The 20653-nt window shown below is 60.8% G+C and carries 29 protein-coding genes; 2 read left to right on the forward strand and 27 right to left on the reverse strand.

What is annotated here, in order from left to right:
• Positions 1 to 12: 12 nt before the first annotated feature.
• From CPA42_RS09775 to rpsJ, 24 genes are all read right to left on the reverse strand, one after another.
• Positions 13 to 1716 carry an ABC transporter family substrate-binding protein gene (locus CPA42_RS09775; RefSeq protein ID WP_002516080.1) on the reverse strand — a complete coding sequence of 568 codons (1704 nt, stop codon included), beginning with the start codon at positions 1714 to 1716 and terminating at the stop codon, positions 13 to 15.
• A 193-nt stretch (positions 1717 to 1909) separates the two neighbouring features.
• Positions 1910 to 2077 (reverse strand): hypothetical protein, encoded by a 168-nt coding sequence (locus CPA42_RS12770; protein ID WP_002519644.1) that lies wholly within the window; start codon positions 2075 to 2077, stop codon positions 1910 to 1912.
• 120 nt (positions 2078 to 2197) lie between these two features.
• Positions 2198 to 2482, reverse strand: a complete 285-nt coding sequence (locus tag CPA42_RS12950; RefSeq protein ID WP_002519645.1) for a hypothetical protein — start codon at positions 2480 to 2482, stop codon at positions 2198 to 2200.
• A gap of 189 nt (positions 2483 to 2671) precedes the next feature.
• On the reverse strand, positions 2672 to 3112 hold the full coding sequence (gene rplO / locus CPA42_RS09795) for a 50S ribosomal protein L15 (RefSeq protein WP_002516008.1): 441 nt from the start codon (positions 3110 to 3112) through the stop codon (positions 2672 to 2674).
• A 1-nt stretch (position 3113) separates the two neighbouring features.
• Positions 3114 to 3296, reverse strand: a complete 183-nt coding sequence (rpmD, locus tag CPA42_RS09800; protein WP_002514851.1) for a 50S ribosomal protein L30 — start codon at positions 3294 to 3296, stop codon at positions 3114 to 3116.
• Positions 3296 to 3943 (reverse strand): 30S ribosomal protein S5, encoded by a 648-nt coding sequence (gene rpsE, locus CPA42_RS09805; protein ID WP_002516004.1) that lies wholly within the window; start codon positions 3941 to 3943, stop codon positions 3296 to 3298. The genes rpmD and rpsE overlap by 1 nt, the downstream gene beginning before the upstream one ends.
• 24 nt (positions 3944 to 3967) lie before the next feature.
• Positions 3968 to 4351, reverse strand: coding sequence for a 50S ribosomal protein L18 (gene rplR, locus CPA42_RS09810; protein WP_002514853.1), 384 nt, complete (start codon positions 4349 to 4351; stop codon positions 3968 to 3970).
• A gap of 1 nt (position 4352) precedes the next feature.
• Positions 4353 to 4895 (reverse strand): 50S ribosomal protein L6, encoded by a 543-nt coding sequence (gene rplF, locus CPA42_RS09815; RefSeq protein ID WP_002516006.1) that lies wholly within the window; start codon positions 4893 to 4895, stop codon positions 4353 to 4355.
• Positions 4896 to 4923: 28 nt separating this feature from the next.
• The gene (gene rpsH / locus CPA42_RS09820; RefSeq protein ID WP_002514855.1) at positions 4924 to 5331 is read right to left on the reverse strand and encodes a 30S ribosomal protein S8; all 408 of its coding nucleotides are present in this window, start codon (positions 5329 to 5331) and stop codon (positions 4924 to 4926) included.
• Between the two features lie 159 nt (positions 5332 to 5490).
• The gene (locus tag CPA42_RS09825) at positions 5491 to 5676 is read right to left on the reverse strand and encodes a type Z 30S ribosomal protein S14 (protein WP_002515981.1); all 186 of its coding nucleotides are present in this window, start codon (positions 5674 to 5676) and stop codon (positions 5491 to 5493) included.
• A gap of 7 nt (positions 5677 to 5683) precedes the next feature.
• Positions 5684 to 6316: a 50S ribosomal protein L5 gene (gene rplE / locus CPA42_RS09830; RefSeq protein ID WP_002517568.1), complete on the reverse strand. Its 633-nt coding sequence runs from the start codon at positions 6314 to 6316 to the stop codon at positions 5684 to 5686.
• Positions 6313 to 6681, reverse strand: coding sequence for a 50S ribosomal protein L24 (rplX, locus tag CPA42_RS09835; protein WP_002516087.1), 369 nt, complete (start codon positions 6679 to 6681; stop codon positions 6313 to 6315). The genes rplE and rplX overlap by 4 nt, the downstream gene beginning before the upstream one ends.
• Positions 6682 to 7050, reverse strand: coding sequence for a 50S ribosomal protein L14 (gene rplN / locus CPA42_RS09840; RefSeq protein WP_002514859.1), 369 nt, complete (start codon positions 7048 to 7050; stop codon positions 6682 to 6684). It lies immediately after the preceding gene.
• 596 nt (positions 7051 to 7646) lie between these two features.
• Positions 7647 to 7919 (reverse strand): 30S ribosomal protein S17, encoded by a 273-nt coding sequence (gene rpsQ / locus CPA42_RS09845; RefSeq protein WP_002516022.1) that lies wholly within the window; start codon positions 7917 to 7919, stop codon positions 7647 to 7649.
• 2 nt (positions 7920 to 7921) lie between these two features.
• The gene (gene rpmC, locus CPA42_RS09850) at positions 7922 to 8155 is read right to left on the reverse strand and encodes a 50S ribosomal protein L29 (RefSeq protein WP_002514861.1); all 234 of its coding nucleotides are present in this window, start codon (positions 8153 to 8155) and stop codon (positions 7922 to 7924) included.
• Positions 8155 to 8574, reverse strand: a complete 420-nt coding sequence (gene rplP, locus CPA42_RS09855; RefSeq protein WP_002516060.1) for a 50S ribosomal protein L16 — start codon at positions 8572 to 8574, stop codon at positions 8155 to 8157. Before rplP ends, rpmC begins: the two co-directional genes overlap by 1 nt.
• Position 8575: 1 nt before the next feature.
• Positions 8576 to 9385 carry a 30S ribosomal protein S3 gene (rpsC, locus tag CPA42_RS09860; protein WP_002515984.1) on the reverse strand — a complete coding sequence of 270 codons (810 nt, stop codon included), beginning with the start codon at positions 9383 to 9385 and terminating at the stop codon, positions 8576 to 8578.
• A gap of 1 nt (position 9386) precedes the next feature.
• Positions 9387 to 9848 (reverse strand): 50S ribosomal protein L22, encoded by a 462-nt coding sequence (gene rplV, locus CPA42_RS09865; RefSeq protein ID WP_002515971.1) that lies wholly within the window; start codon positions 9846 to 9848, stop codon positions 9387 to 9389.
• 17 nt (positions 9849 to 9865) lie between these two features.
• Positions 9866 to 10147 (reverse strand): 30S ribosomal protein S19, encoded by a 282-nt coding sequence (gene rpsS / locus CPA42_RS09870; protein ID WP_002516048.1) that lies wholly within the window; start codon positions 10145 to 10147, stop codon positions 9866 to 9868.
• Between the two features lie 15 nt (positions 10148 to 10162).
• Positions 10163 to 10999 carry a 50S ribosomal protein L2 gene (rplB, locus tag CPA42_RS09875; protein ID WP_002514866.1) on the reverse strand — a complete coding sequence of 279 codons (837 nt, stop codon included), beginning with the start codon at positions 10997 to 10999 and terminating at the stop codon, positions 10163 to 10165.
• Positions 11000 to 11025: 26 nt separating this feature from the next.
• Positions 11026 to 11334 carry a 50S ribosomal protein L23 gene (rplW, locus tag CPA42_RS09880; RefSeq protein ID WP_002514867.1) on the reverse strand — a complete coding sequence of 103 codons (309 nt, stop codon included), beginning with the start codon at positions 11332 to 11334 and terminating at the stop codon, positions 11026 to 11028.
• Positions 11331 to 12236 carry a 50S ribosomal protein L4, sunset domain variant gene (gene rplD / locus CPA42_RS09885; RefSeq protein WP_002516089.1) on the reverse strand — a complete coding sequence of 302 codons (906 nt, stop codon included), beginning with the start codon at positions 12234 to 12236 and terminating at the stop codon, positions 11331 to 11333. The genes rplW and rplD overlap by 4 nt, the downstream gene beginning before the upstream one ends.
• Positions 12233 to 12904, reverse strand: coding sequence for a 50S ribosomal protein L3 (gene rplC, locus CPA42_RS09890; protein WP_002516019.1), 672 nt, complete (start codon positions 12902 to 12904; stop codon positions 12233 to 12235). The genes rplD and rplC overlap by 4 nt, the downstream gene beginning before the upstream one ends.
• Positions 12905 to 12915: 11 nt before the next feature.
• Positions 12916 to 13227: a 30S ribosomal protein S10 gene (rpsJ, locus tag CPA42_RS09895; RefSeq protein ID WP_002514870.1), complete on the reverse strand. Its 312-nt coding sequence runs from the start codon at positions 13225 to 13227 to the stop codon at positions 12916 to 12918.
• 557 nt (positions 13228 to 13784) lie between these two features.
• On the opposite strand from rpsJ, the gene CPA42_RS09910 reads away from it, so the two are divergent.
• Positions 13785 to 15701: a 6-carboxyhexanoate--CoA ligase gene (locus CPA42_RS09910; protein WP_002525155.1), complete on the forward strand. Its 1917-nt coding sequence runs from the start codon at positions 13785 to 13787 to the stop codon at positions 15699 to 15701.
• Here CPA42_RS09910 and CPA42_RS09915 read toward each other — a convergent pair.
• The 3 genes from CPA42_RS09915 to gltX form a co-directional block, all read right to left on the reverse strand.
• Positions 15682 to 16941, reverse strand: a complete 1260-nt coding sequence (locus CPA42_RS09915) for a hypothetical protein (RefSeq protein WP_002519647.1) — start codon at positions 16939 to 16941, stop codon at positions 15682 to 15684. The two genes, CPA42_RS09910 and CPA42_RS09915, sit on opposite strands and share 20 nt — an antisense overlap.
• A 90-nt stretch (positions 16942 to 17031) precedes the next feature.
• The gene (locus CPA42_RS09920) at positions 17032 to 17361 is read right to left on the reverse strand and encodes a hypothetical protein (RefSeq protein WP_002519648.1); all 330 of its coding nucleotides are present in this window, start codon (positions 17359 to 17361) and stop codon (positions 17032 to 17034) included.
• On the reverse strand, positions 17361 to 18779 hold the full coding sequence (gene gltX, locus CPA42_RS09925; protein ID WP_002519649.1) for a glutamate--tRNA ligase: 1419 nt from the start codon (positions 18777 to 18779) through the stop codon (positions 17361 to 17363). Before gltX ends, CPA42_RS09920 begins: the two co-directional genes overlap by 1 nt.
• 128 nt (positions 18780 to 18907) lie before the next feature.
• On the opposite strand from gltX, the gene CPA42_RS09930 reads away from it, so the two are divergent.
• Positions 18908 to 20605 carry a glutamine--tRNA ligase/YqeY domain fusion protein gene (locus CPA42_RS09930; protein ID WP_002516014.1) on the forward strand — a complete coding sequence of 566 codons (1698 nt, stop codon included), beginning with the start codon at positions 18908 to 18910 and terminating at the stop codon, positions 20603 to 20605.
• Positions 20606 to 20653: the final 48 nt, after the last annotated feature.

The raw sequence follows: 20653 nt of genomic DNA on the forward strand, positions 1-20653 counted from the left end.
GATATGTCATCGTCACTTCTGGAAGCCGATGTCCTCTGCGCGCACGGTCTGGAAGGTGGAGGCACCGAAGTTCGCCAGGTTCTTCGGAACAGCAGTAAGGGACATACGTCGGTACAGTGGCAAAGTCATGACGTCATCCCAAATGGTCTTGTCAGCCTGGTTAGCCAACTCGCGGCGCTTTGAGACATCAGACTCGGTGTCGATCTTCGAAATGAGTTTCTCAACTTCTGGATCGAGGAGCTGAGAGAAGTTGGACTGCGACGGCTGCTTGGACCCCTCCGCAGCAGCGCCATAGATCTGGCGGATGTTAGCCATCGGGTACGCGGTGCCCCAGGTGAAGGCGATGACGTCGAAGGAGTGGCTGCTCAAGGTCTGGATGAAGGAATCACTCGGGGTGTTGACCAGATTGACCTTCACGCCGATCTTCGCCATGTCCTGCTTGAACAGCGCACCCTCGTTCTCGGAGGTGGGGACGCCAGTCAACTTAGCGTAATTAATGGTCAGAGTCTTGCCATCCTTGACGCGGTAGTCACCCTGCTTCTTCCAGCCGGCCTCGTCCAGACCCTTCTTAGCAGCTTCAGGATCGTAGTTGTAACCCGCAGAGTTATCCCGGTAGCCGGCCTGACCCGGCATAAACAAGTGGTTGCCCAGCATCAGAGTGTCAGGACTAACCGGCAGGCCCGCAAGGTCCGACTTGGCGATAGCGGGACGGTTGATGCCCTTGACGATAGCCTGACGCACCTTCTTATCGGACAACATCGTCGACTTGGTGTTGAAGGTGAAATGGCGCCTCTGCAACGAACCAGCCTGACGCATCTCGACATCTGGACGCTTCTGGGCAGTCCGATAGCCATCCTTAGTGGTGATGTTTGAGGCGGCGTCAATCTCCTTGTTAGCGAACGCCTTGGTCTGGGTGGCGCTATCCATCGCCTTGAAACTGACGGTATCGAGCTTCGACTTGTCGCCCCACCACTTGCCATTGCGCTTGACGGTCAGAGTCTTGGACGCCTCATCGACTTTCATCGGGATAAACGGGCCAGTGAGCCAGTCGGGGTTTAGCGTCTTCCACCCGTCGTTGAAGGTGTGGGGATCCTTGACGCCCTCCTTCGGCAGCACCGTGCTGAGGACAGTCGTCCAGTCGGGGTAGGTGGTCTTAAACGTCAGGACGACATCAGTGTCCTTGGCGCCTTTCTCCACCGAAGAAATCTGGTTGAAACCGTCGGTGCTGGCCGGCAGAAAGTCCGGAGCGAACCCGCTATTCGCCTTCCAGGTAGCCCGGTAATCGGTGTAGTCAATGGTGCGACCCGAGTTCCACTTAGCCTTCGGGTTGAGGTGCAAGGTCACGACCTGCTTACCACCCTTGGTCTCCACGTCCGTCGAGAAGATGTAATTCGGGTTCGGCTTCGGGGTGCCGTCTTCGGTGATATCGAAGTTGGTGGCACCCACGAACCGCCATATCGTTGTGCCCAAGTCAGCGGTGTCGCCGTTGACGTTCAGGGGGTTCCACTCCGTCGGCAGCTGCTCGATGGCCAGACGCAGCGTTCCGCCGTCCTTGAGTTGACCGCGGTCAACCACGTTGAGTTGAGCCATCGGGGCCGACTCCGATGTCACCCCCGACTGCTTACTTCCGCCAGACTGGTTCTTCTGTCCGCACCCGGTGAGTGCCATAACCAACACGGCCAGCACTGCCACCGGGGTCACGATTGCCTTGCGCAAGATGTCCTCCAGTGAAGTGAATGGCAGGACGCTCCTGCCATCATCCGGCCTCTGCGTCGAAAACCGGACATCACACCCTACGAAACCACCGTGAAGATCATCAAACCACCCTCAGCAAGGCAATCCGCCCCAACATCGTCGAGGAAGAACATTGGAGGGCCCGGCAACCTATGCCGAGCCCCTCCACAATCCATCAGATCTTGACGTAGCCGAAATCCTCAGCGCGGGTGGTTTGGAAAGTCGCGGCGCCGTAGTTCGTGAGGTTCTTCGGGGTTCCGGTGAACAGGAAAGACACAATCCGGTCAGCAGCCGAATATTGGCGCACCGCCGACCAGACACCAATCGCAACACTGTCGATCATGCCGATAGTCGTTCGGCAAATCACTAGACGAACCGACACACCGATGTGGGTGCCAATATAGGGAGTTGATCGCGTCACCATGTGGGGTCCAGCCCCAGTTCCAGTGGAGGAAGACCATCTTCAACCATCGCTCGTACCGCACCCATGTCGGGGTTGATGTTGTAGTTGGTCAGTGACTGATTGATCGCCTTCAAATTCGTCTGGTTGAAGGCGTTGCGCGGATCCAAGGCATACGAGGCGAGCAAGTATGCGACAACACGACGTAATTAATGAGGCGACGCACCACGTATTTGAGCACAATCGTCCTTTCTCACAGTGTGCATTGCCTGTGGCAAGCGGGCCACCGGCGAGTGTGACGACGTTCCACGCGGCAAGACTTGCCGCCACACACAGGTGTGAGGTCATCACGGCACGCGAGCCGCACGGTGTGCGTGATCACACACCTCGCCCCCGCGAGCGTCTGTTGAGATTAAATAAGTGAGGTAGGTCGTCTCTGGAATTGTGCTGTCCGTTGATAGACGACGGGAGGGATGGGAAACACTGTGTTTCCCATCCCTCCCGTCGTCAAGCGGTCGTATCTATGACGAGAAGAGGTCAGCGTTTGGTAACGCTGCCACCAGCTTTCTCGATTTTTTCCTGAGCCGACTTTGACCAGGCGTCAACCACAAGGTCAACCTTGACGGTCAACTCGCCGGTTCCGAGAACCTTGACGAGTTCGTTGTCACGCACCGCACCAACGGAGACCAGGTCGTCAACAGTAATCTTGCCGCCCTTGGGGAACAGAGCCTCGACCTTATCCAGGTTCACGACCTGGTACTCGGTGCGGAACGGGTTGTGGAACCCGCCCAGCTTCGGGGCCTGCATATGAATCGGCATCTGGCCGCCGGCGAAGAACTCGGGCACGTTCTTGCGTGCACCGGTACCCTTGGTACCGCGACCAGCGGTCTTACCCTTGGAACCCTCACCACGACCAACGCGGGTCTTGGCCTTGTGGGCACCAGGAGCGGGCTTGAGGTCATGGAGCTCAATAGCCATGTCAGTCCACCTCTTCCATGGTGACGAGGTGACGAACGGTCCGGACCATGCCGCGGAACTCCGGGCGGTCCTCCTTGATGACCGTGTCACCGATGCGCTTCAGTCCGAGGCTGCGCAGGGTCTCACGATGATTTGGCTTGGTAGCGATGCCAGACTTGATCTGGGTGATCTTCAGCTTGCTCATCAGTTAACACCCGCCTTTTCCTCCATGCGGGCAGCAGCGGCGGCCTCGTCGGCCTCCTTGCGCGCACGCAGCATGGCTGCTGGGGCGATGTCCTCAACGGACTTACCGCGGCGACGGGCGACCTCTTCGGGCTCCTCGAGCTGCTGCAACGCGTCGACGGTGGCGTGAACCACGTTGATCGCATTGGAAGACCCGAGGGACTTGGCGAGCACGTCGTGCACGCCGGCACACTCGAGAACAGCTCGGGCCGAGCCACCGGCAATAACACCGGTACCAGGGGAAGCCGGACGCAGCATCACGACACCGGCGGCCTTCTCACCGATCACCGGATGGGTGATAGTACGACCGACCAGCGGCACCTTGAAGAAATGCTTCTTGGCTTCCTCAACGGCCTTGGCGATAGCTGCGGGCACCTCTTTAGCCTTGCCGTAGCCGACGCCTACGCTGCCCTCACCGTCACCCACGACGACGAGCGCCGTGAAGCTAAAGCGACGGCCGCCCTGGACCACCTTGGCGACGCGGTTAATGGCCACGACGCGCTCGAGATATTCGTTCTGATTGCGGTTGCGATCGTTCTGGCCACGACGGTTGTCACGGCCACGACGCTCACCACCTGCACCGCCACCGCGGCGCTGGGTTCCACTCATCGTTGCTCACTTGCCTTTCGTGGGTCAGAAGTCGAGACCGGCCTCGCGGGCCGCATCGGCCAGCGCGGCGATCCGCCCGTGGTACTGGTTTCCGGCCTTGTCGAACACGACCTTGGTAATGCCAGCAGCCTTGGCGCGCTCACCAATGATGGTGCCGACGCGGGCCGCCTTCGCGGTCTTGTCTCCGGACATCTCGCGCAGCTCGGCCTCCATAGTGGAAGCCGACACCAGAGTGTTGCCGGCAACATCGTCGATAACCTGAACGAAGACATGCTTCGACGAACGGGTCACGACCATGCGAGGACGCTCGACGGTCCCGAAGATCTTCTTGCGACCACGGGCCTGGCGACGAGCACGTGCCTTGGCGCGGTCGGACAGGCTCTTGCGAACAGTCAGGGTGCTTGCCATGTCACTTACCTGCCTTTCCAACCTTGCGACGGACGTTCTCGCCCTCGTAACGCACGCCCTTGCCCTTGTAGGGCTCCGGCTTGCGGATCTTGCGGATGTTGGCCGCGGTCTCTCCCACGACCTGCTTGTCAATGCCCTGAACCGAGAACTTTGTGGGGTTCTCGACGGCGAAGGTGATTCCCTCCGGGGCGTCGACGATCACCGGGTGTGAGAAACCGAGATTGAACTCGAGCTGCTTGGGGCCCTTGGACAGCACGCGGTAACCCACGCCCTGGATCTCCAGCTTCTTCTCGTAGCCCTCGGTCACACCAATGACCATATTGTTGATGAGGGTGCGAGTCAGCCCGTGCAATGAGCGATTCTCACGCTCATCGTCGGGACGCTCAACGAGGATCGCGCCCTCATCATTCTTGCTCACGGTGATGGGTTCGCGAACGGTGAAGTTCAGGGTTCCCTTGGGACCCTTCACCTCCACGTACTGCCCATCAAGCTTCACCTCGACACCGGACGGGACGGCGATGGGAAGCCTGCCAATGCGCGACATTGATTACTCCTATCTGTCTCGTCGACGGTCACCACACGTAGGCGAGGACTTCCCCGCCCACGGACTTCTCATGGGCCTGCTTGTCAGTGAGTAGCCCCTGAGAAGTGGAGATGATAGCGATGCCCAGGCCGCCGAGTACCTTCGGCAGGGCGGTGGACTTGGCGTAAACGCGAAGTCCGGGCTTGCTGATACGACGGACGCCAGCGATCGAACGCTCGCGGTTCTCGCCGTACTTGAGGGTGAGGGTCAGGGTCTTGCCGACCTCGCCCTCCTTGGGTTCGTTGACCTTATAGTCGGCGATGTAGCCCTCGGACTTGAGGATACCGGCGATTCCCGCCTTAATCTTCGAGTGAGGCATCGACGTCTGGTCGTGGTACGCCTGGTTGGCGTTGCGCAGACGGGTCAGCATGTCTGCGATGGGGTCAGTCATGGTCATGGCTGGTTTGGCCTCTTTCTCACAACGGTTTCCCTGAATGCCGCCTCCGTGGGGACCGGCTCGGGACCTTCTGTGTTGTTCAGGTAGGTATGGGGCGGGTTACCAACCCGCCGGGGCCTTATCGGGCCCGTGGATCAGCATCCTTAGACGGACGCGCGGTCACCAAGAAGACTTGGTGACACCCGGGAGCTGACCGGCGTGGGCCATCTCACGCAGGCAGATTCGGCATAGACCGAATTTGCGGTACACCGAGTGCGGACGACCGCAGCGCTGGCAACGGGTGTAAGCACGGACACCGAACTTGGGCTTGCGGGCCGCCTTGACCTTCAGAGCTGTCTTGGCCATCAGATCCTCACTTCTTCTTCTTCTTGGCGTAGTAGGCGGGACCGCGCTTGGTCTTCGCCTTCTTCGGATCATCCTTCGCCTTGAACGGGAATCCCAGGTGTTTGAGCAGGGCCTTGCCCTCCTCGTTGGTCTGCGCGGTGGTCACGAAAGTGATGTCCATGCCACGGATGCGGTCGATCTTGTCCTGGTCAATCTCGAGGAACATAACCTGCTCGGACAGGCCGAAGGTGTAGTTACCCTTGCCGTCGAACTGGTTCGAGTTGAGACCACGGAAGTCGCGGATGCGCGGCAGGGCCAGGGTCAGCAGACGGTCGGCAAACTCCCACATGCGGTCCCCGCGAAGGGTGACGTGGCAGCCGATCGGCTGTCCCTCGCGCAGCTTGAACTGAGCGATGGACTTGCGAGCCTTAGTAACCTGCGGCTTCTGACCGGTGATGGCGGTGATGTCGCGAATAGCACCATCCATAACCTTGGAGTCGTGAGCGGCATCACCGACGCCCATATTCACCACGATCTTTTCGAGACCGGGGATGAGCATCGGGTTACGGTAGCCGAACTCCTCCTGCATGGCAGCGCGAATCTGCTCGCGGTACTGCTTCTTCAGACGAGGCATCTCGTGCGCGATAGCGTCGGTGCTCACTTGGCCTCCTCCTTCTTGAGGTAGCGGACGCTGCGCTGGGCGGCGTACTCAGAGCCGTCGGGGCGACGCTTGGTGACGTCCACGCGACGGTAACCGACGCGAGTCACGACGTCCTTGCCGTCGATCTTGGTCACGAGCTGAACGTTCGAAACGTGGATCGGAGCCTCAGACGAGATGATGCCGCCCTTAGTGGTGCCGCCCTGTGGGGGGGGCATGTCGCGACGATGATGCTTACGAATGTTCACACCCTCGACGACGACGCGCTCACGGGCCGGGTCCACCGAGAGGACCTCGCCGATGGCACCCTTGTCGTTGCCAGCGATGACCTTGACGCGGTCACCCTTCTTGATCTTGAGCGACTTCATTCAGATCACCTCCGGGGCAAGCGAGACGATGCGCATGAACTTCTTCTCACGCAGCTCGCGGGCGATGGGGCCGAAGATACGGGTACCACGAGGCTCCCCGTCTCCCTTAAGGAGGACGGCAGCGTTCTCGTCGAACTTGATGTAGGACCCGTCCGGACGGCGGTGCGACTTGACGGTCCGAACGACGACGGCCTTGACGACCTCGCCCTTCTTCACGTTTCCGCCGGGGATGGCATCCTTGACGGTGCACACGATGGTGTCACCGAGGTAGGCGTAGCGACGCTTCGATCCACCGAGAACACGGATGCAAAGAAGCTCCTTCGCACCAGTGTTGTCGGCGACCTTGAGTCGCGTCTCCTGCTGGATCATGTCTTCTCCTTTGTCCCACTGGTTCCCTCCCGGGCCTGGTAGGACTGTTGAACACGAACCCCCTGGATTTTGCCAGAGGGTAACCCGCACCTCAGGGGGTACGCGGCTGTCATCCGCGAGAGGTCCCGCCACCCTCGGGCGGCGCACGGTAACCTTCGACTCCGCAGAGTCGGGGCTCCGCACTGTGCTTAAAGGTGGGCACAGTCGCAGGACAACTTCAGCAGTTTAACTCTCGTCGCGACAAATTGCCAGTCGTCGCGTTGACTCATCAAAGATGGCCGCGTGGGTCGTGACGTGGATGGGGCCAACCCTCAAGAGCCACCACCCCCAGCATCTGGGCAGACGTGCAGGTCGTCAATATCCAGAACCGGTAACGAACCATAACGCACACGCAAGCGGCTGGCAGACAAGGTGAAACGTTGGTTTGAGATTGATCCTCTGGGCTGTGGTTGGCTCCTCCAACGCTAGCCCGCCTTAACCTAACTACGAAACGCAAGCCAAGGCGCTTACTCCCCCTGTCCCCACACACAACAAGGCGACCCACCCTTTCGGATGGGTCGCCTTGACGTCAGTGTGGTGATCGCCTCACCAACCAATCACTTAGCCTTCTCGATGATCTCGACGAGGCGCCAGCGCTTGGTGGCCGACAGCGGACGGGTCTCCATGATCCGAACGCGGTCACCCATACCGGCCTCGTTGTTCTCATCATGGGCCTTCAGACGCACGGACTTTGTCATGACCTTGCCGTACAGCGGGTGCTTGACGCGATCCTCAACCATGACGGTGATCGTCTTGTTCATCTTGTCGGACACGACGAGTCCCTCACGGACCTTGCGGCGGGTCGTCCGCTCAGCGGTGTTCTCGCTCATGCTCAGGCCTCCTTAGTGGAATCGGGATCGTCGACGATATTGAGGTTGCGCTCCTGGAGCACGGTGTACACCCGGGCAATATCCTTGCGGACCTCACGCAGGCGAGCCGTATTCTCGAGCTGACCGGTGGCCGACTGGAAACGCAGCCCGAACAGCTCCTCCTTCAGTTCACGAACCTTGTTGCGCAACTCTTCACCGGAAAGCTGGCGCAGCTCAGCAGCAGAAAGCTTCGGCATCAGTTGTCACCACCTTCACGGGAGATGAAACGAGCCTTCATCGGCAGCTTGTGGATGGCCAGACGCATGGCCTCGCGGGCCACGTCCTCCGGCACACCCGACAGTTCGAAGAGAACTCGTCCAGGCTTGATGTTGGCGATCCACCACTCAGGCGTGCCCTTACCGGAACCCATGCGGGACTCGGCAGGGTGCTTGGTCATCGGGCGGTCCGGGTAGACGTTGATCCACACCTTTCCACCACGCTTGATGTAGCGGGTCATGGCAATACGGGCAGCCTCGATCTGACGGTTAGTCAGGTACCCACCCTCGGTGGCCTGAATGCCATAGTCACCAAAGGCCAACTGGGTGCCACCCTTAGCAGCGCCGGTCCGCTTGGGATGGTGCTGCTTACGGTACTTCACTCGACGAGGAATCAACATGTCAGGCTCCTGCGTTCTCGGTCTGCGGGGCCGGAGTCTCAGCAGACTGCTTGGCGGCCTCGGCGCGACGCCGTCCACCGCGACGGTCAGGACGATCGCCCCGGCCACGACGGTTTCCACCGCGTCCACCACGACCGCCCTGGGCAGCCTGGCGAGCAGCCTTCTGGGCAGCGCGCTCCGCGCGAGTGCCGGTGACGTCGCCCTTATAAATCCACACCTTGACGCCAATGCGGCCGAAGGTGGTGCGGGCCTCGAAGAAGCCGTAGTCGATGTCAGCGCGCAGGGTGTGCAGCGGCACACGGCCTTCGCGATAGCCCTCGGAACGGCTCATCTCAGCGCCCCCCAGACGTCCGGAGCACTTGATACGAATACCAAGAGCGCCGGCGTTCATGGCGGACTGCTGAGCCTTGCGCATGGCGCGACGGAAAGCGACACGGGCAGCAAGCTGCTCGGCGATTCCCTGTGCGACCAGCTGAGCGTCAGTCTCAGGGCTCTTGACCTCGAGGATATTCAGCTGGATCTGCTTGCCGGTGAGCTTTTCGAGCTCACCGCGCACGCGCTCGGCCTCCGCGCCATTGCGCCCGATAACGATGCCCGGGCGAGCGGCGTAAAGGAAAATGGTCACGCGCTCGGAGCGACGCTCGATCTCGATGGACGAAAGACCGGCGCGCTCCAGATTCTTGTGGAGCCACTCTCGGATCTTGACATCCTCACCCACGAGCTCGGCGTACTGCTTCTCGGCGTACCAGCGGGTCTTGTGATCGGTCGTCACACCGAGACGGAAACCATGGGGATTGATTTTCTGGCCCATGTCAGGCTCCCTTCTCGGTCTCGGACTTGGCTGCAGCTGCTGGACGTCCCGACTTGGCCTTCTTACGGGCCTGACGGGCTTCCTTGGGCTCAACAACCACGGTGATGTGAGCGGAGCGCTTCAGAATCCGGCTAGCGGATCCCTTGGCGCGAGGACGGATGCGGCGCATGGTGATGCCCTCGTCGACAAAGGCCTGCGAAATGTACAGGTCGTCGGCACGCAGGCCCTCGGTCTGCTCGGCGTTGGCCATGGCTGAGGCAATAACCTTGCGAATCGGCTCGGCCGCGGCCTGCGGCTGGAACTTCAGCATGGTCACTGCATCAACGGCGTCCATACCGCGAACCAGGTTGATAACACGACGGCACTTGCTGGCGCTCATCCGGACGTGACGCGCAATAGCGTACGAGCCGGGTCGATCGCCGAGCAGGGCGGCGCGACGGCTGGGCCTCTCAGTTTTGCTCATGAATCAGATCCCTCTCGTCAGCGCCTGCGCGCCTTCTTATCGTCCTTCACGTGACCCTTGAAGGTCCTGGTCGGGGCGAACTCTCCGAGCTTGTGCCCAACCATCGATTCGGTCACGAAAACCGGGACGTGCTTGCGGCCGTCATGCACGCCGATGGTGTGCCCGATCATGTCGGGGGTGACCATGGAGCGACGCGACCAGGTCTTAATGACGTTGTGTGTGCCCGCCTCGTTCTGGGCAGTGACCTTCTTGGCCAGATGCTCGTCGACGAAGGGGCCCTTCTTCAGACTGCGTGGCATGTCTCAGACTCCCAATCAGCGCTTCTTGCCGGACTTGCGGCGACGCACGATGAGACGGCTGCTCGCCTTTTTCTTGTTACGGGTGCGACCCTCGGGCTTACCCCAAGGGCTCACTGGGTGACGACCGCCGGAGGTACGGCCCTCGCCACCACCGTGCGGGTGGTCGATCGGGTTCATGACCACACCGCGAACGGTCGGGCGAATGCCCTTCCAGCGGTTACGGCCAGCCTTACCCCAGTTGATGTTGATCTGCTCGGCATTACCGACCTCACCGATGGTGGCGCGGCAGCGAATGTCGACCATGCGCATCTCACCTGAGGGAAGACGCACAGTGGCGTATTTACCCTCGCGAGCGACCAACTGCACCGACGCCCCGGCGGAGCGACCCATCTTGGCGCCACCGCCCGGACGCAGCTCCACAGCGTGAACCGTGGTACCGACCGGAATGTTGCGCAGCGGCAGGTTATTACCCGGCTTGATGTCAGCCTCAGGGCCGGACACCACGACGGTTCCCTGGCCAACACCGTCAGGGGCGATGATGTAACGCTTCTCGCCGTCGGCGTAGTGGAGCAGAGCGATACGAGCGGTGCGGTTCGGGTCATACTCAATGTGAGCAACCTTGGCCGGCACGCCGTCCTTGTCGTAACGCTTGAAATCAATGATGCGGTAGGCCTGCTTATGTCCACCACCAATGTGACGGGTGGTAATGCGGCCTGTGTTGTTGCGACCACCCGTCTTGGGCTTGGCAACGAGCAGGGACTTCTCAGGAGTCGAGCGGGTGAGCTCGACGAAGTCCGACACGCTCGAGCCGCGACGGCCCGGAGTGGTGGGCTTGTACTTGCGGATACCCATTGGTACTTCGTTCCTTCTCTCGCGGCTCAGGCGACCGGGCCGGTGAAGATGTCGATGCGATCACCCTCGGCAACAGTCACGATGGCGCGCTTGGTGTCGGGACGCTTACCCACGCCAGTGCGAGTGCGGCGTACCTTCCCCTTGCGATTCATCGTGTTCACCGAGGTGACCTTCACACCGAAGATCTGCTCGATCGCAATTTTGATCTCGGTCTTATTAGCAGTCGGCTTGACCACGAACGTGTAGGTGTTCTGGTCGAGCAGACCGTAGCTCTTCTCGGAGACGACCGGGGCGAGGATGATGTCCCGGGGATCTCGGATCTTCAGCTCGCTCACTTGGCGTCCTCCTTCTCGGAGTCGGACTTAACGGCGTTGACGAAGCCAGCGGCCTCAGCAGCCGCGGCGGAACGGAACCACACCTCAGCGATGGTGCGCCCGTACCACGGAGATGACGGCTCGTGGAACTTCATGGAGTCCTCGTTGCCCTTGATGTCGAAACCAGCCGGCGGGTTGTCACCACGGAAGGAGTCCTCACCGTAGGGGTGCTGATCGGCAACATTGGTCTCAGGGACCTCAGGTTCAGCGGACAAGGCCTGGGTATTAGCGCTGCGGGCACCGACGAAAGCGTCGAGGCCAGCCTGGCTGAACACGATGGTCCGGGCGTTGACGACGTCATAGGTGTTGAGCTGATCGGCAGCCAGAACGTGAACCTCGGAGAGGTTACGCACCGATAACCAGTCGATTTCGTCGCTGCGGTCCAGGACGACGAGCACCTTACGAAGCTCAGCCAGACCGGACAGCACAGCCTTGGCCTGCTTAGTCGAGGGCTTGTCACCGTCAACCAGCGAGGTCACGACGAAGATGCGGTTGTCGCGAGCCATATCAGACAGGGCCCCACGCAAAGCAGCGCCCACCATCTTCTTAGGGGTGCGCTGAGCGTAGGAACGCGGCTGCGGACCGTGAACGGTGCCGCCACCGACCCACTGCGGTGCACGAGTCGAACCCTGACGAGCACGACCGGTGCCCTTCTGGCGCCACGGCTTCTTGCCGCCGCCAGAGACCTGGCCACGGGTCTTCGTAGCGTGGGTGCCCTGACGAGCAGCCGCAAGCTGGGCGACGACGACCTGATGAATCAGCGGAATGTTGGTATTCACGTCGAAGAGGTCACCGGGAAGCTCGGCCGATCCGGCCTTCTTACCCTTGACGTCAAGGACGTCGATGGTCTTGGTCTCGTTCATGCGGCATCCCCATTCTTGGCGGCCTTCTTGGCGGCACTGCGGACGACGAGCAGGGAACCCTTCGGGCCGGGAACCGCGCCGCGGACCAGCATGATCCCGCGCTCGGCGTCGACGGAGTGAACCTGCAGGTTCTGGACAGTCACGCGCTCGACACCCATGCGGCCGGCCATGCGGAGGCCCTTAATGACCTTGCCTGGCGTCGAGCAGCCGCCGATGGAGCCTGGCGAGCGGTGCTTGCGGTGCACACCGTGGGTAGCACGCAAACCACCGAAACCGTGACGCTTCATGACGCCAGCGGTGCCCTTGCCCTTGCTGGTGCCGGTGACGTCGACGAAATCGGACTCGGAGAACACGTCAGCAGCGATCTCCTGGCCCAGGGTGTATTCGGAGGCGTCGGCGGTGCGCAACTCGACGAGGTGACGTCGAGGGGTCACACCAGCCTTCTCGAAGTGGCCAGCCTCCGGCTTGGTGACGTTCTTCGCCTTGACGGCCCCGTAGCCAAGCTGGACGGCGGAGTAGCCATCAGTCTCGGGCGTGCGCACCTGAGTGACGACACACGGTCCGGCTTGGATGACGGTCACGGGAACGAGCCTATTGTGCTCGTCCCACAGCTGGGTCATGCCGAGCTTGGTGCCCAGCACGCCCTTGACAGTGCGTTCATTGGTCATGGTGCTCAACCTCACGGAAGCTTGATCTCGATGTCGACACCAGCCGGCAGGTCAAGACGCATCAGCGAATCGACTGTCTTTGGGGTCGGCTCGAGAATGTCGATGAGCCGCTTGTGGGTGCGCATCTCGAAGTGCTCGCGGCTGTCCTTGTACTTGTGGGGCGAACGGATCACACAGAACACGTTCTTCTCGGTCGGCAGCGGCACCGGGCCGGCGACCTTAGCGCCCGTGCGGGTCACCGTGTCGACGATCTTGCGCGCCGACGAGTCGATGACCTCGTGGTCGTAGGCCCGCAGCCTGATGCGGATCTTTTGTCCCGCCACAGTTGTTCCTTCTACTCGTCTCTGCCGCGTCCAAGATTCCCTGACGTGGGAGTCCGGTACGCCCAGAGGGTTCCGGCGTGAGGAGCGAACTCCTCATTGGTCCCAACCTCACGATCCCGCAGATCCGGAAACCGCAAGGTCACGTCGCTCCCCTCCGACCCACGCGCTCGGGTGTGTCGCGCATCGCAAACCGCAGAACACCACCGCTCACTAGCCGTCGAGGACCCCGTGAACACTGTGGATTTGTCGGCAGTCATCCGATACTGACCCGCTTCCATGGGCCCGGCAGCGGACTCACCTTGGTGGTGACACCTCTACCGTATGGCTGCAGTGGCCGGGCCCGACCTCGAAAGATCATTGGGCGGGGCGCACTACAACCCCGTTCGGAGCAACTTCTACAGTGTGTCACCGACAAACCAGCAAGGCAAATCAGGACCGTCAGACCCCAACAACGACTCGGCAATTGAATGGTGTTCAATTGTTATCCGGTTGCCAACGCCGAGGAGTCGCCAATGTCATCGCAAAACCCCACAACTGTGGCCTGGTGGAGTGTGCGCATGAGAGCCACTGGGACCCTCGATGACGAGCCCTATCACGTCAGCGGAGCCGAGTCACTCGTTGCACCGGGAATGATCGAGCAGACCGTGGCCGGTCTAACACAACGTGCCCTTGCGCCGGGGCATACCGTCAAAGCCCGGCAGGTGCGAGTCAGTCTGGATCAACTCGACGTCGAGCCCACCATCATTCCTGCTCTTCCCACTGAGCTTAAGGAATGTCCTGATCCCGTGGCGGCTCGCCAGTACTTTGTCGACGTCTTATCCCGCTTCGTCCCCCATCCTGCCGAAGCACTGCGTGTTCTCACCGAAGGCCCAACCATGCGAGGAGCTGCCATGGTTGAAGCGGGAACTGACCGTCGGTTAGAGGCCGACCCTCTGCGTGGGGTGCGAGTTACGAAGTTCGGAGATCTCACCGAATCGGCCCCGGGAGCGTCTTTGGCACACAAGAAACACCATCATGAAGCCGTGTTGTTGGCTAGCAAAGTCGCAGCCGCACCAGGAGTACTGGCGGAATTCTGCATTTCCGACGACCCCCATTACACCCGCGGCTACGTTTGTGTCGACGGGGTCTACACGACGGTGACCAACGTCAAAGCTGACGGCGACCCCAATGGTGGACGCGTCATCCTCGTCGATACGGCACGTGCCGACCCGACCACGATCACCACGTGGCTCGAAAACCACCCCGTTCTTATCGGCCCTGCCACGGCCAGCAGCCAGAAAGCGACCTCCTGGCATGGTCACCTCTGCGGCCGTCTCAACGCATGGCGCGCTGCTGGCCTCGAGCGCCGTCCCCGCACCTTCTGTTCTGCCCAGGATCCTGACGCCGTCACAACCGACGGGCCTGCCTTGCTGTTCTCCTCATCGGACTACCTCGGCCTGTCGACCGAGCCTAAGGTTCAGCAGGCTATGAACAACACTGTCAGAAGGCTCGGGAGTAGTTCGGGTGGCTCTCGCCTCACGACGGGCACTTCCGTAGCTCACCACCAGGCTGAACATGAGATCGCCGCATGGTTGGGATACCCGCAGGCCGTGTTCATGGCCAGCGGCTACCAGGCCAACATCGCGACCATACAGTTGCTTGCCGACCCTCACGTCACCGTCATTTCCGATGCTGAGAACCATGCCAGCCTGATCGACGGGTGCCGCTTGGCGCGAGCGCGCACCGTCGTCGTCCCCCACGCCGACCTCGACGCTATCGACACAGCCCTTGATTGCGTCACGACCGACAGGGCGCTCGTACTCACCGAAGGCGTCTACTCCATGGGCGGCGACGTCGCCCCTGTCGGCGAGCTCGTCGAGATTGCCCACCGCCATGGTGCTCTGGTTGTCGTCGACGATGCTCATGGGATTGGTACGGTCGGGCCTACTGGCCGCGGCGCGACCGAAGAACTCCCGGCATCACAACGACCCGACGTCTTGTTGGGAACAGCAAGCAAAGCTCTCGGAGTCGAGGGTGGTTTCGCATGCGTCGACGAGACTCTGGCTACCCTGATGCGCAACTGCGCACGAGGGTACGTGTTTTCCAGCGCCCCTTCCCCTGTCGTCGCGGCAGGCGTGGCCGCAGCCGTGGAGTACCTACGAACTGACACACGTCGGGTCTGTAGTCTTCAAGCTAACGTCGCCCAGGCACGTCTCCTCCTGGCCGAAGCTGACCTCATCCCGCCCTCGGCCGCCCATGATCGCGGCCCGATTATCCGGATCCCCGTGGGACCGGAATCTCGTGCTGTCGCAGCTCAGGAAGAGCTGGCTCGTCGCGGCCTCATGGTCGGTGCAATCCGCTACCCCGCAGTCGCGAGGGGCGACGCCATCCTGCGTATTTGTCTCACGGCACGTCACACTGACGAGCACATTCGGATTCTCGTCACGTCCCTCCGCGAAGTCCTTGACGGTGCTCTCAGCGACGCACCACGGTGACGTTCTTCGGGAGGTCGTAATACTGATGAAGGCGGGCCTCGGTGGATCCACGGCGGCCCGCATAGTCGGGCAACCAGTCTGGGGCGGGCAGCGCCTTCGGGACGACGACTGTGTCGCGCTCCCCACGGCGTGCCGCGTCTACCTGGGCGTTGACCGGTCGCCAGACGCTACCGTTGAGTGTTGCTCCCTCGAGCATCTCCCACGCTCCCAATGGGCCGGTACCCAGACATGACGCGGTAGTAACCATGGCCAGGACCGTCGCGAGTTGCGTCTCCGATGCCGCCATAACTCGCGCGCCAGATTCCGAGGCTGGAACACAGCTGTCGCCCTGGGCTGTGCTACCCCGCATCAGCCCGACTGCAGCCCATGCCCATATCAGCGCGCTCACGGTAAAAACCACGAGGCCGAGGAAGGACGTTCGTCCCCCTGGAGAACCTTGAATCAACGGCAGCGCATCATAACCAAACGCCGCGCCCGTCGACACCCCCACCATGCCGCATCCCGGTAAGCGAGCAACCATCACTGTGAGCACTACAAGGATCACCATCACGATGCCGAAGCACACCCCGCTCAGCACTCCGGTGGCCGAGAAGTACAGTCGAATATCTCCCACGAGCTTTCGTTGCGCGAGTACCGTAATAATTCGCAGGCTGGCCGCGGCCAGCCCGACAGACGCCACACAGAACAGGGTGAGCAGGATACCGATAGCGCGACGGTGGAATCCGCGCTTCATGACTACCAGACACATAGCGATGACTGACAGCATGATCGCAAAGAACACGACCGGGTAATTGCTGAGCGAATGACTGACGGAGTCGACGATGAATGACACTCGTTTGGGAACCTCCCCGGTTGATTTCGGGTACGGGTATGGGTCTCCCACTCGGTGACGACGTGCCCACAAACCCGGCATTCCCATTCTCGCGGCATTTCCCACAGCCGCCACGATCAGAGCCACCGCCCACCGAGTAGTCCATTTCCCAGCAGGTGTGATGAGAGCCATGGCAACAATTGCCCCGACGATTCCCGGCGCATTCAATTCATGGTGAATGCTTGCTACACATGACAGCACCACCGCTATCCACAAAACCCAGCCGTGGTCGACATTCGGCCCCCGCTGGGACCACAACAGAAGGATAGAGACGATACCGAGCGCTAGACCCCACATATAGCCGATGTTCGCGGCAATGAACATGATCGTGTCCCCACCCATATGTGGCTCGAACCCAATCACGGCCATTGGTGCGAGAAATGCACCGACGCCTGCTAAAAGGTCGGCACCGGGAGATACTACTGCCCGTAGATCTCGAATGAGGGCTCGCACCATGAGCTATAGTGCCAGCGACGCCGACACAGACGAGAGTATGAGGGGAACGCGAATCCATCCCCCCATCGCCATGGCGAGCTGCACCATCATGTCCGAGAAACGACCATTGCGCTCTACCAGATCGTAGACGGTGAGCCGCGCAAAATCCGCCCAGTCAATACGCCCGCCGGGAGTGCCAGATCGGGTGGCGAAATACAAATCATCGATATCCCACACAGGCGTTCGCCACACCAACGCCCAATAACAGGTGACGAGCGCCCAGAACCACACTATTGGGCGTCGCAGAAGTGGATGGCGCCGCAGCGCAACCCTCGTCTCCCTGTGTTCAGTCATTACTTCTGGTCTATCTCAGCCTCGAACCTTTGCATACGACGAAGAGTCGACTCCTTGCCCAGAATCTCCATCGCCTCGAACAGCGGCGGGGACACCCGCGAACCAGTCACAGCCACCCGAACCGGCGCAAAGGCTAGGCGGGGCTTGATGCCCATCTCGTCGCACAGTCGGGCGCGCAAGGCAGCTTGGATAGCGTCAGCGGAAAAATCGTCAAGTCCCTTGAGTACCTCAACAGCGGCATGCTGGATGTCGTCGGCTCCCGCCTTGAGCTTGGCCACGGAATCCTCATCGAAGACCAAGGCGTCGTCGTCAGTCAGCAGGAAGGCCAGCTTGGGCAGGGCCTCGGACAACAACGTTAATCTTTCCCGAACTAGCGGCATCGCGGCGTGGATGACACAGCGATCCTCCTGGGTCAGATCACGACCCAGAACGTGTCGCGCCTGACACATCTGGTCGGCGTAGTCGAGCACACGATCGGTGAGGACCTCAGCGTCAAGGCTGCGAATGTACTGACCGTTGAGCCAGTCCAATTTAGTGACGTCGAAGACCGGGCCGCCTGTAGAAACGTTCCCCCAATCGAACCGGGATACGAAGGAATCAAAGTCCTCCATTTCCTGGCCCTCAGCGACCGTCGGGTAAGCCAGCAATTGAAGGAAATTACGCAACGCCTCAGGCAGATAGCCTTGCTCACGGAACCACATCAGCCGAGCAGCCGGGTTCTTACGCTTAGAAATTTTGGATTTATCAGTATTACGCAGCAGGGGCATATGAGCGAACTTCGGCGCTTCCCATCCCAGCCACTTGTAAAGCAATAGATGCTTGGGCGTTGACGAAATCCATTCCTCACCGCGCACGACGGTATCGATACCCATCAGATGATCGTCGACGACGACGGCCATGTGATAGGTCGGGAACCCGTCAGCTTTGAGGATCACCTGATCGTCAGGACGAGGAGCGCGCACCGTGCCCCGGATAAGGTCATCAAACTCCAGATCGACATCCTCAGGAATAAGCATCCGAACCACCGGGGTCTCGGTGAAACCTGGCAGCTTAGCTCTTTCCTCTTTCGACATCCCCAGACACATCCGGTCGTAACCAGTCTCCGGCGACTTCGCTGCAGCACGCTCCTCACGCAACTGCTTGAGCCTCTCCTGGGAGCACCAGCAACGATAGGCGTGACCGGACTCGATGAGCTTCTCAACGAGCGGTTTGTACGTGTCTAACCGCTCAGACTGCTTGTACGGCTCATACGGGCCACCGACGAGCGGGGACTCGTCAGGAGATAACCCCAGCCACTCGAGTGTCTGATAAATCTGATCTTCCGAATCCGCCACCAGACGAGTGCGATCGGTGTCCTCGATGCGCAGCACAAACTGGCCACCGGTGCGTTGTGCCCATGCCTTGTCGAACAAGGCCATATAGGCCGTACCGACGTGAGGATCACCAGTGGGCGAGGGGGCAACGCGCGTGCGCGCGGGATGCAAATCAGTCATGATGACACGAAGTCTATCGGGATCCGCTGACAGACTCCGGTAAAGTTCCCGCCATGGCAGAACCTACTGGAAACCCGGCTGAGTCCAGCTCGGACTTCATTCATCAGGTTGTTCGCGCGGACATCCAACAGGACACCTACGGCGGGCGCGTCCAGACCCGGTTCCCACCTGAGCCTAACGGCTACCTCCACATTGGCCACGCGAAGGCCATCGTCACCGATTTCGGCGTTGCCGAGGATTTCGGCGGCACCTGCAACCTGAGACTTGATGATACTAATCCAGGCACCGAGGAAACCGAGTATGTCGAGTCGATCATTGCAGACATTGAGTGGTTAGGCTACTCCCCGGCCCACGTTGTCCACGCGTCGGACTATTTCGAGCAGCTTTACGAGTGGGCGAAATACCTCGTACGTGAGGGACTGGCCTACGTTGACGACCAGTCCCCCGAAACTATCCGTGAGCAACGCGGCGGCTACGGTAAGCCGGGCATTGAAAGTCCCTATCGCAACCGTCCTGCCGAAGAATCCCTTAACCTGTTGAGGCGGATGCGTGCCGGGGAATTCCCCGACGGTTCCCGCTGCCTGCGTGCCCGCATCGATATGCAGGCCGAAAATATGTGGCTGCGCGACCCAGTCATGTACCGGATCCGCCACCAAGCCCACCACTCCACCGGTACCGAGTGGTGCATCTACCCCACGTATGACTGGGCACATGGTCAGTCTGACGCTATTGAGGGCGTGACTCACTCGTTGTGCTCCCTAGAATTCAACAGTCATCGTCCGCTCTACGACTGGTTCCTTTCCCACTTGCCTCTGGACGGCCCTGCCCCCAAGCAGCGCGAATTTGCCCGTCTCGAGTTGACCCACACCATCACCTCGAAGCGCCGGCTCAAGTCCCTAGTAACCAACAACATCGTTGACGGATGGGATGATCCGCGCATGCCCACCCTGCGCGGTATGCGTCGCCGTGGATACCCAGCAGCCGCCATTCGAGCCTTCTGCCAGGCCGTCGGCACTACCAAGAACAACTCGGTCAAGGCCATTGAGGAGTTTGAGTCCTTCGTGCGCCGCGAGCTCAACGCCACCGCTCAGCGGCGCATGGCTGTGTTGCACCCCCTCAAGCTTGTCCTTGACGGCTGGCCGACTGACGACGACGGCAACCCGGTGGTGGAATGGTTCCAGCTGGTCAATAATCCGGAGAATCCTGACGACGGCACCCGTCGCGTCCCCTTCACCGGAGAGCTCTGGATTGAGGCCGATGATTTCCGCGAGGACCCTCCCCGCAAATTCTTCCGCCTCTCCCCCGGACATGAGGTGCGCCTGCGCGGCGCCTATCTGGTGACAGCCACCGACGTCGTCAAAAATCCTGACGGAACTATTGCTGAGGTTCACGCCAGTTACGACCCGCAATCGCGCGGCGGAACCGCCCCTGACGGCCGCAAAGTGAAGTCGACGATGCACTGGGTTTCGGCTGGCCATGCCATTCCCGTGACAGCCAACCTGTACGACCGCTTATTCAGCGCTGAGATTCCTGGGTCGCAGACCGGGGAAGCCCTTGACGATCTCAACCCACATTCCCGCGAAACACTCACCGAGGTCATGGCCGAACCGGCCCTGGCCAATGTGGCTCCGGGCGAGGTAGTGCAATTCGAGAGACTGGGATACTTCGCTGCAGATCACGACACCGCCGTGTTCCATCGCACCGTCGGTCTGCGTGACGAATGGGCCCAGCTACAAAAGCGCCAGGCCTGACCAGACAGTGTTGCCGACAAAAATCCATCGATTTGTTCCCCAACGCTC

The sequence above is a fragment of the Cutibacterium acnes genome (assembly GCF_003030305.1).
Classification (GTDB): Bacteria; Actinomycetota; Actinomycetes; order Propionibacteriales; family Propionibacteriaceae; genus Cutibacterium; species Cutibacterium acnes.

Coding starts and splice junctions, on each gene's coding strand:
- CPA42_RS12770 (WP_002519644.1), bottom strand. CDS start 2,077: ATGATCGACAGTGTTGCGATTGGTGTCTGGTCGGCGGTGCGCCAATAT.
- CPA42_RS12950 (WP_002519645.1), bottom strand. CDS start 2,482: ATGACCTCACACCTGTGTGTGGCGGCAAGTCTTGCCGCGTGGAACGTC.
- rplO (WP_002516008.1), bottom strand. CDS start 3,112: ATGGCTATTGAGCTCCATGACCTCAAGCCCGCTCCTGGTGCCCACAAG.
- rpmD (WP_002514851.1), bottom strand. CDS start 3,296: ATGAGCAAGCTGAAGATCACCCAGATCAAGTCTGGCATCGCTACCAAG.
- rpsE (WP_002516004.1), bottom strand. CDS start 3,943: ATGAGTGGAACCCAGCGCCGCGGTGGCGGTGCAGGTGGTGAGCGTCGT.
- rplR (WP_002514853.1), bottom strand. CDS start 4,351: ATGGCAAGCACCCTGACTGTTCGCAAGAGCCTGTCCGACCGCGCCAAG.
- rplF (WP_002516006.1), bottom strand. CDS start 4,895: ATGTCGCGCATTGGCAGGCTTCCCATCGCCGTCCCGTCCGGTGTCGAG.
- rpsH (WP_002514855.1), bottom strand. CDS start 5,331: ATGACCATGACTGACCCCATCGCAGACATGCTGACCCGTCTGCGCAAC.
- CPA42_RS09825 (WP_002515981.1), bottom strand. CDS start 5,676: ATGGCCAAGACAGCTCTGAAGGTCAAGGCGGCCCGCAAGCCCAAGTTC.
- rplX (WP_002516087.1), bottom strand. CDS start 6,681: ATGAAGTCGCTCAAGATCAAGAAGGGTGACCGCGTCAAGGTCATCGCT.
- rplN (WP_002514859.1), bottom strand. CDS start 7,050: ATGATCCAGCAGGAGACGCGACTCAAGGTCGCCGACAACACTGGTGCG.
- rpsQ (WP_002516022.1), bottom strand. CDS start 7,919: ATGAGCGAGAACACCGCTGAGCGGACGACCCGCCGCAAGGTCCGTGAG.
- rpmC (WP_002514861.1), bottom strand. CDS start 8,155: ATGCCGAAGCTTTCTGCTGCTGAGCTGCGCCAGCTTTCCGGTGAAGAG.
- rplP (WP_002516060.1), bottom strand. CDS start 8,574: ATGTTGATTCCTCGTCGAGTGAAGTACCGTAAGCAGCACCATCCCAAG.
- rpsC (WP_002515984.1), bottom strand. CDS start 9,385: ATGGGCCAGAAAATCAATCCCCATGGTTTCCGTCTCGGTGTGACGACC.
- rplV (WP_002515971.1), bottom strand. CDS start 9,848: ATGAGCAAAACTGAGAGGCCCAGCCGTCGCGCCGCCCTGCTCGGCGAT.
- rpsS (WP_002516048.1), bottom strand. CDS start 10,147: ATGCCACGCAGTCTGAAGAAGGGCCCCTTCGTCGACGAGCATCTGGCC.
- rplB (WP_002514866.1), bottom strand. CDS start 10,999: ATGGGTATCCGCAAGTACAAGCCCACCACTCCGGGCCGTCGCGGCTCG.
- rplD (WP_002516089.1), bottom strand. CDS start 12,236: ATGAACGAGACCAAGACCATCGACGTCCTTGACGTCAAGGGTAAGAAG.
- rplC (WP_002516019.1), bottom strand. CDS start 12,904: ATGACCAATGAACGCACTGTCAAGGGCGTGCTGGGCACCAAGCTCGGC.
- CPA42_RS09910 (WP_002525155.1), top strand. CDS start 13,785: ATGAGAGCCACTGGGACCCTCGATGACGAGCCCTATCACGTCAGCGGA.
- CPA42_RS09915 (WP_002519647.1), bottom strand. CDS start 16,941: ATGGCCGTGATTGGGTTCGAGCCACATATGGGTGGGGACACGATCATG.
- CPA42_RS09920 (WP_002519648.1), bottom strand. CDS start 17,361: ATGACTGAACACAGGGAGACGAGGGTTGCGCTGCGGCGCCATCCACTT.
- gltX (WP_002519649.1), bottom strand. CDS start 18,779: ATGGCCTTGTTCGACAAGGCATGGGCACAACGCACCGGTGGCCAGTTT.
- CPA42_RS09930 (WP_002516014.1), top strand. CDS start 18,908: ATGGCAGAACCTACTGGAAACCCGGCTGAGTCCAGCTCGGACTTCATT.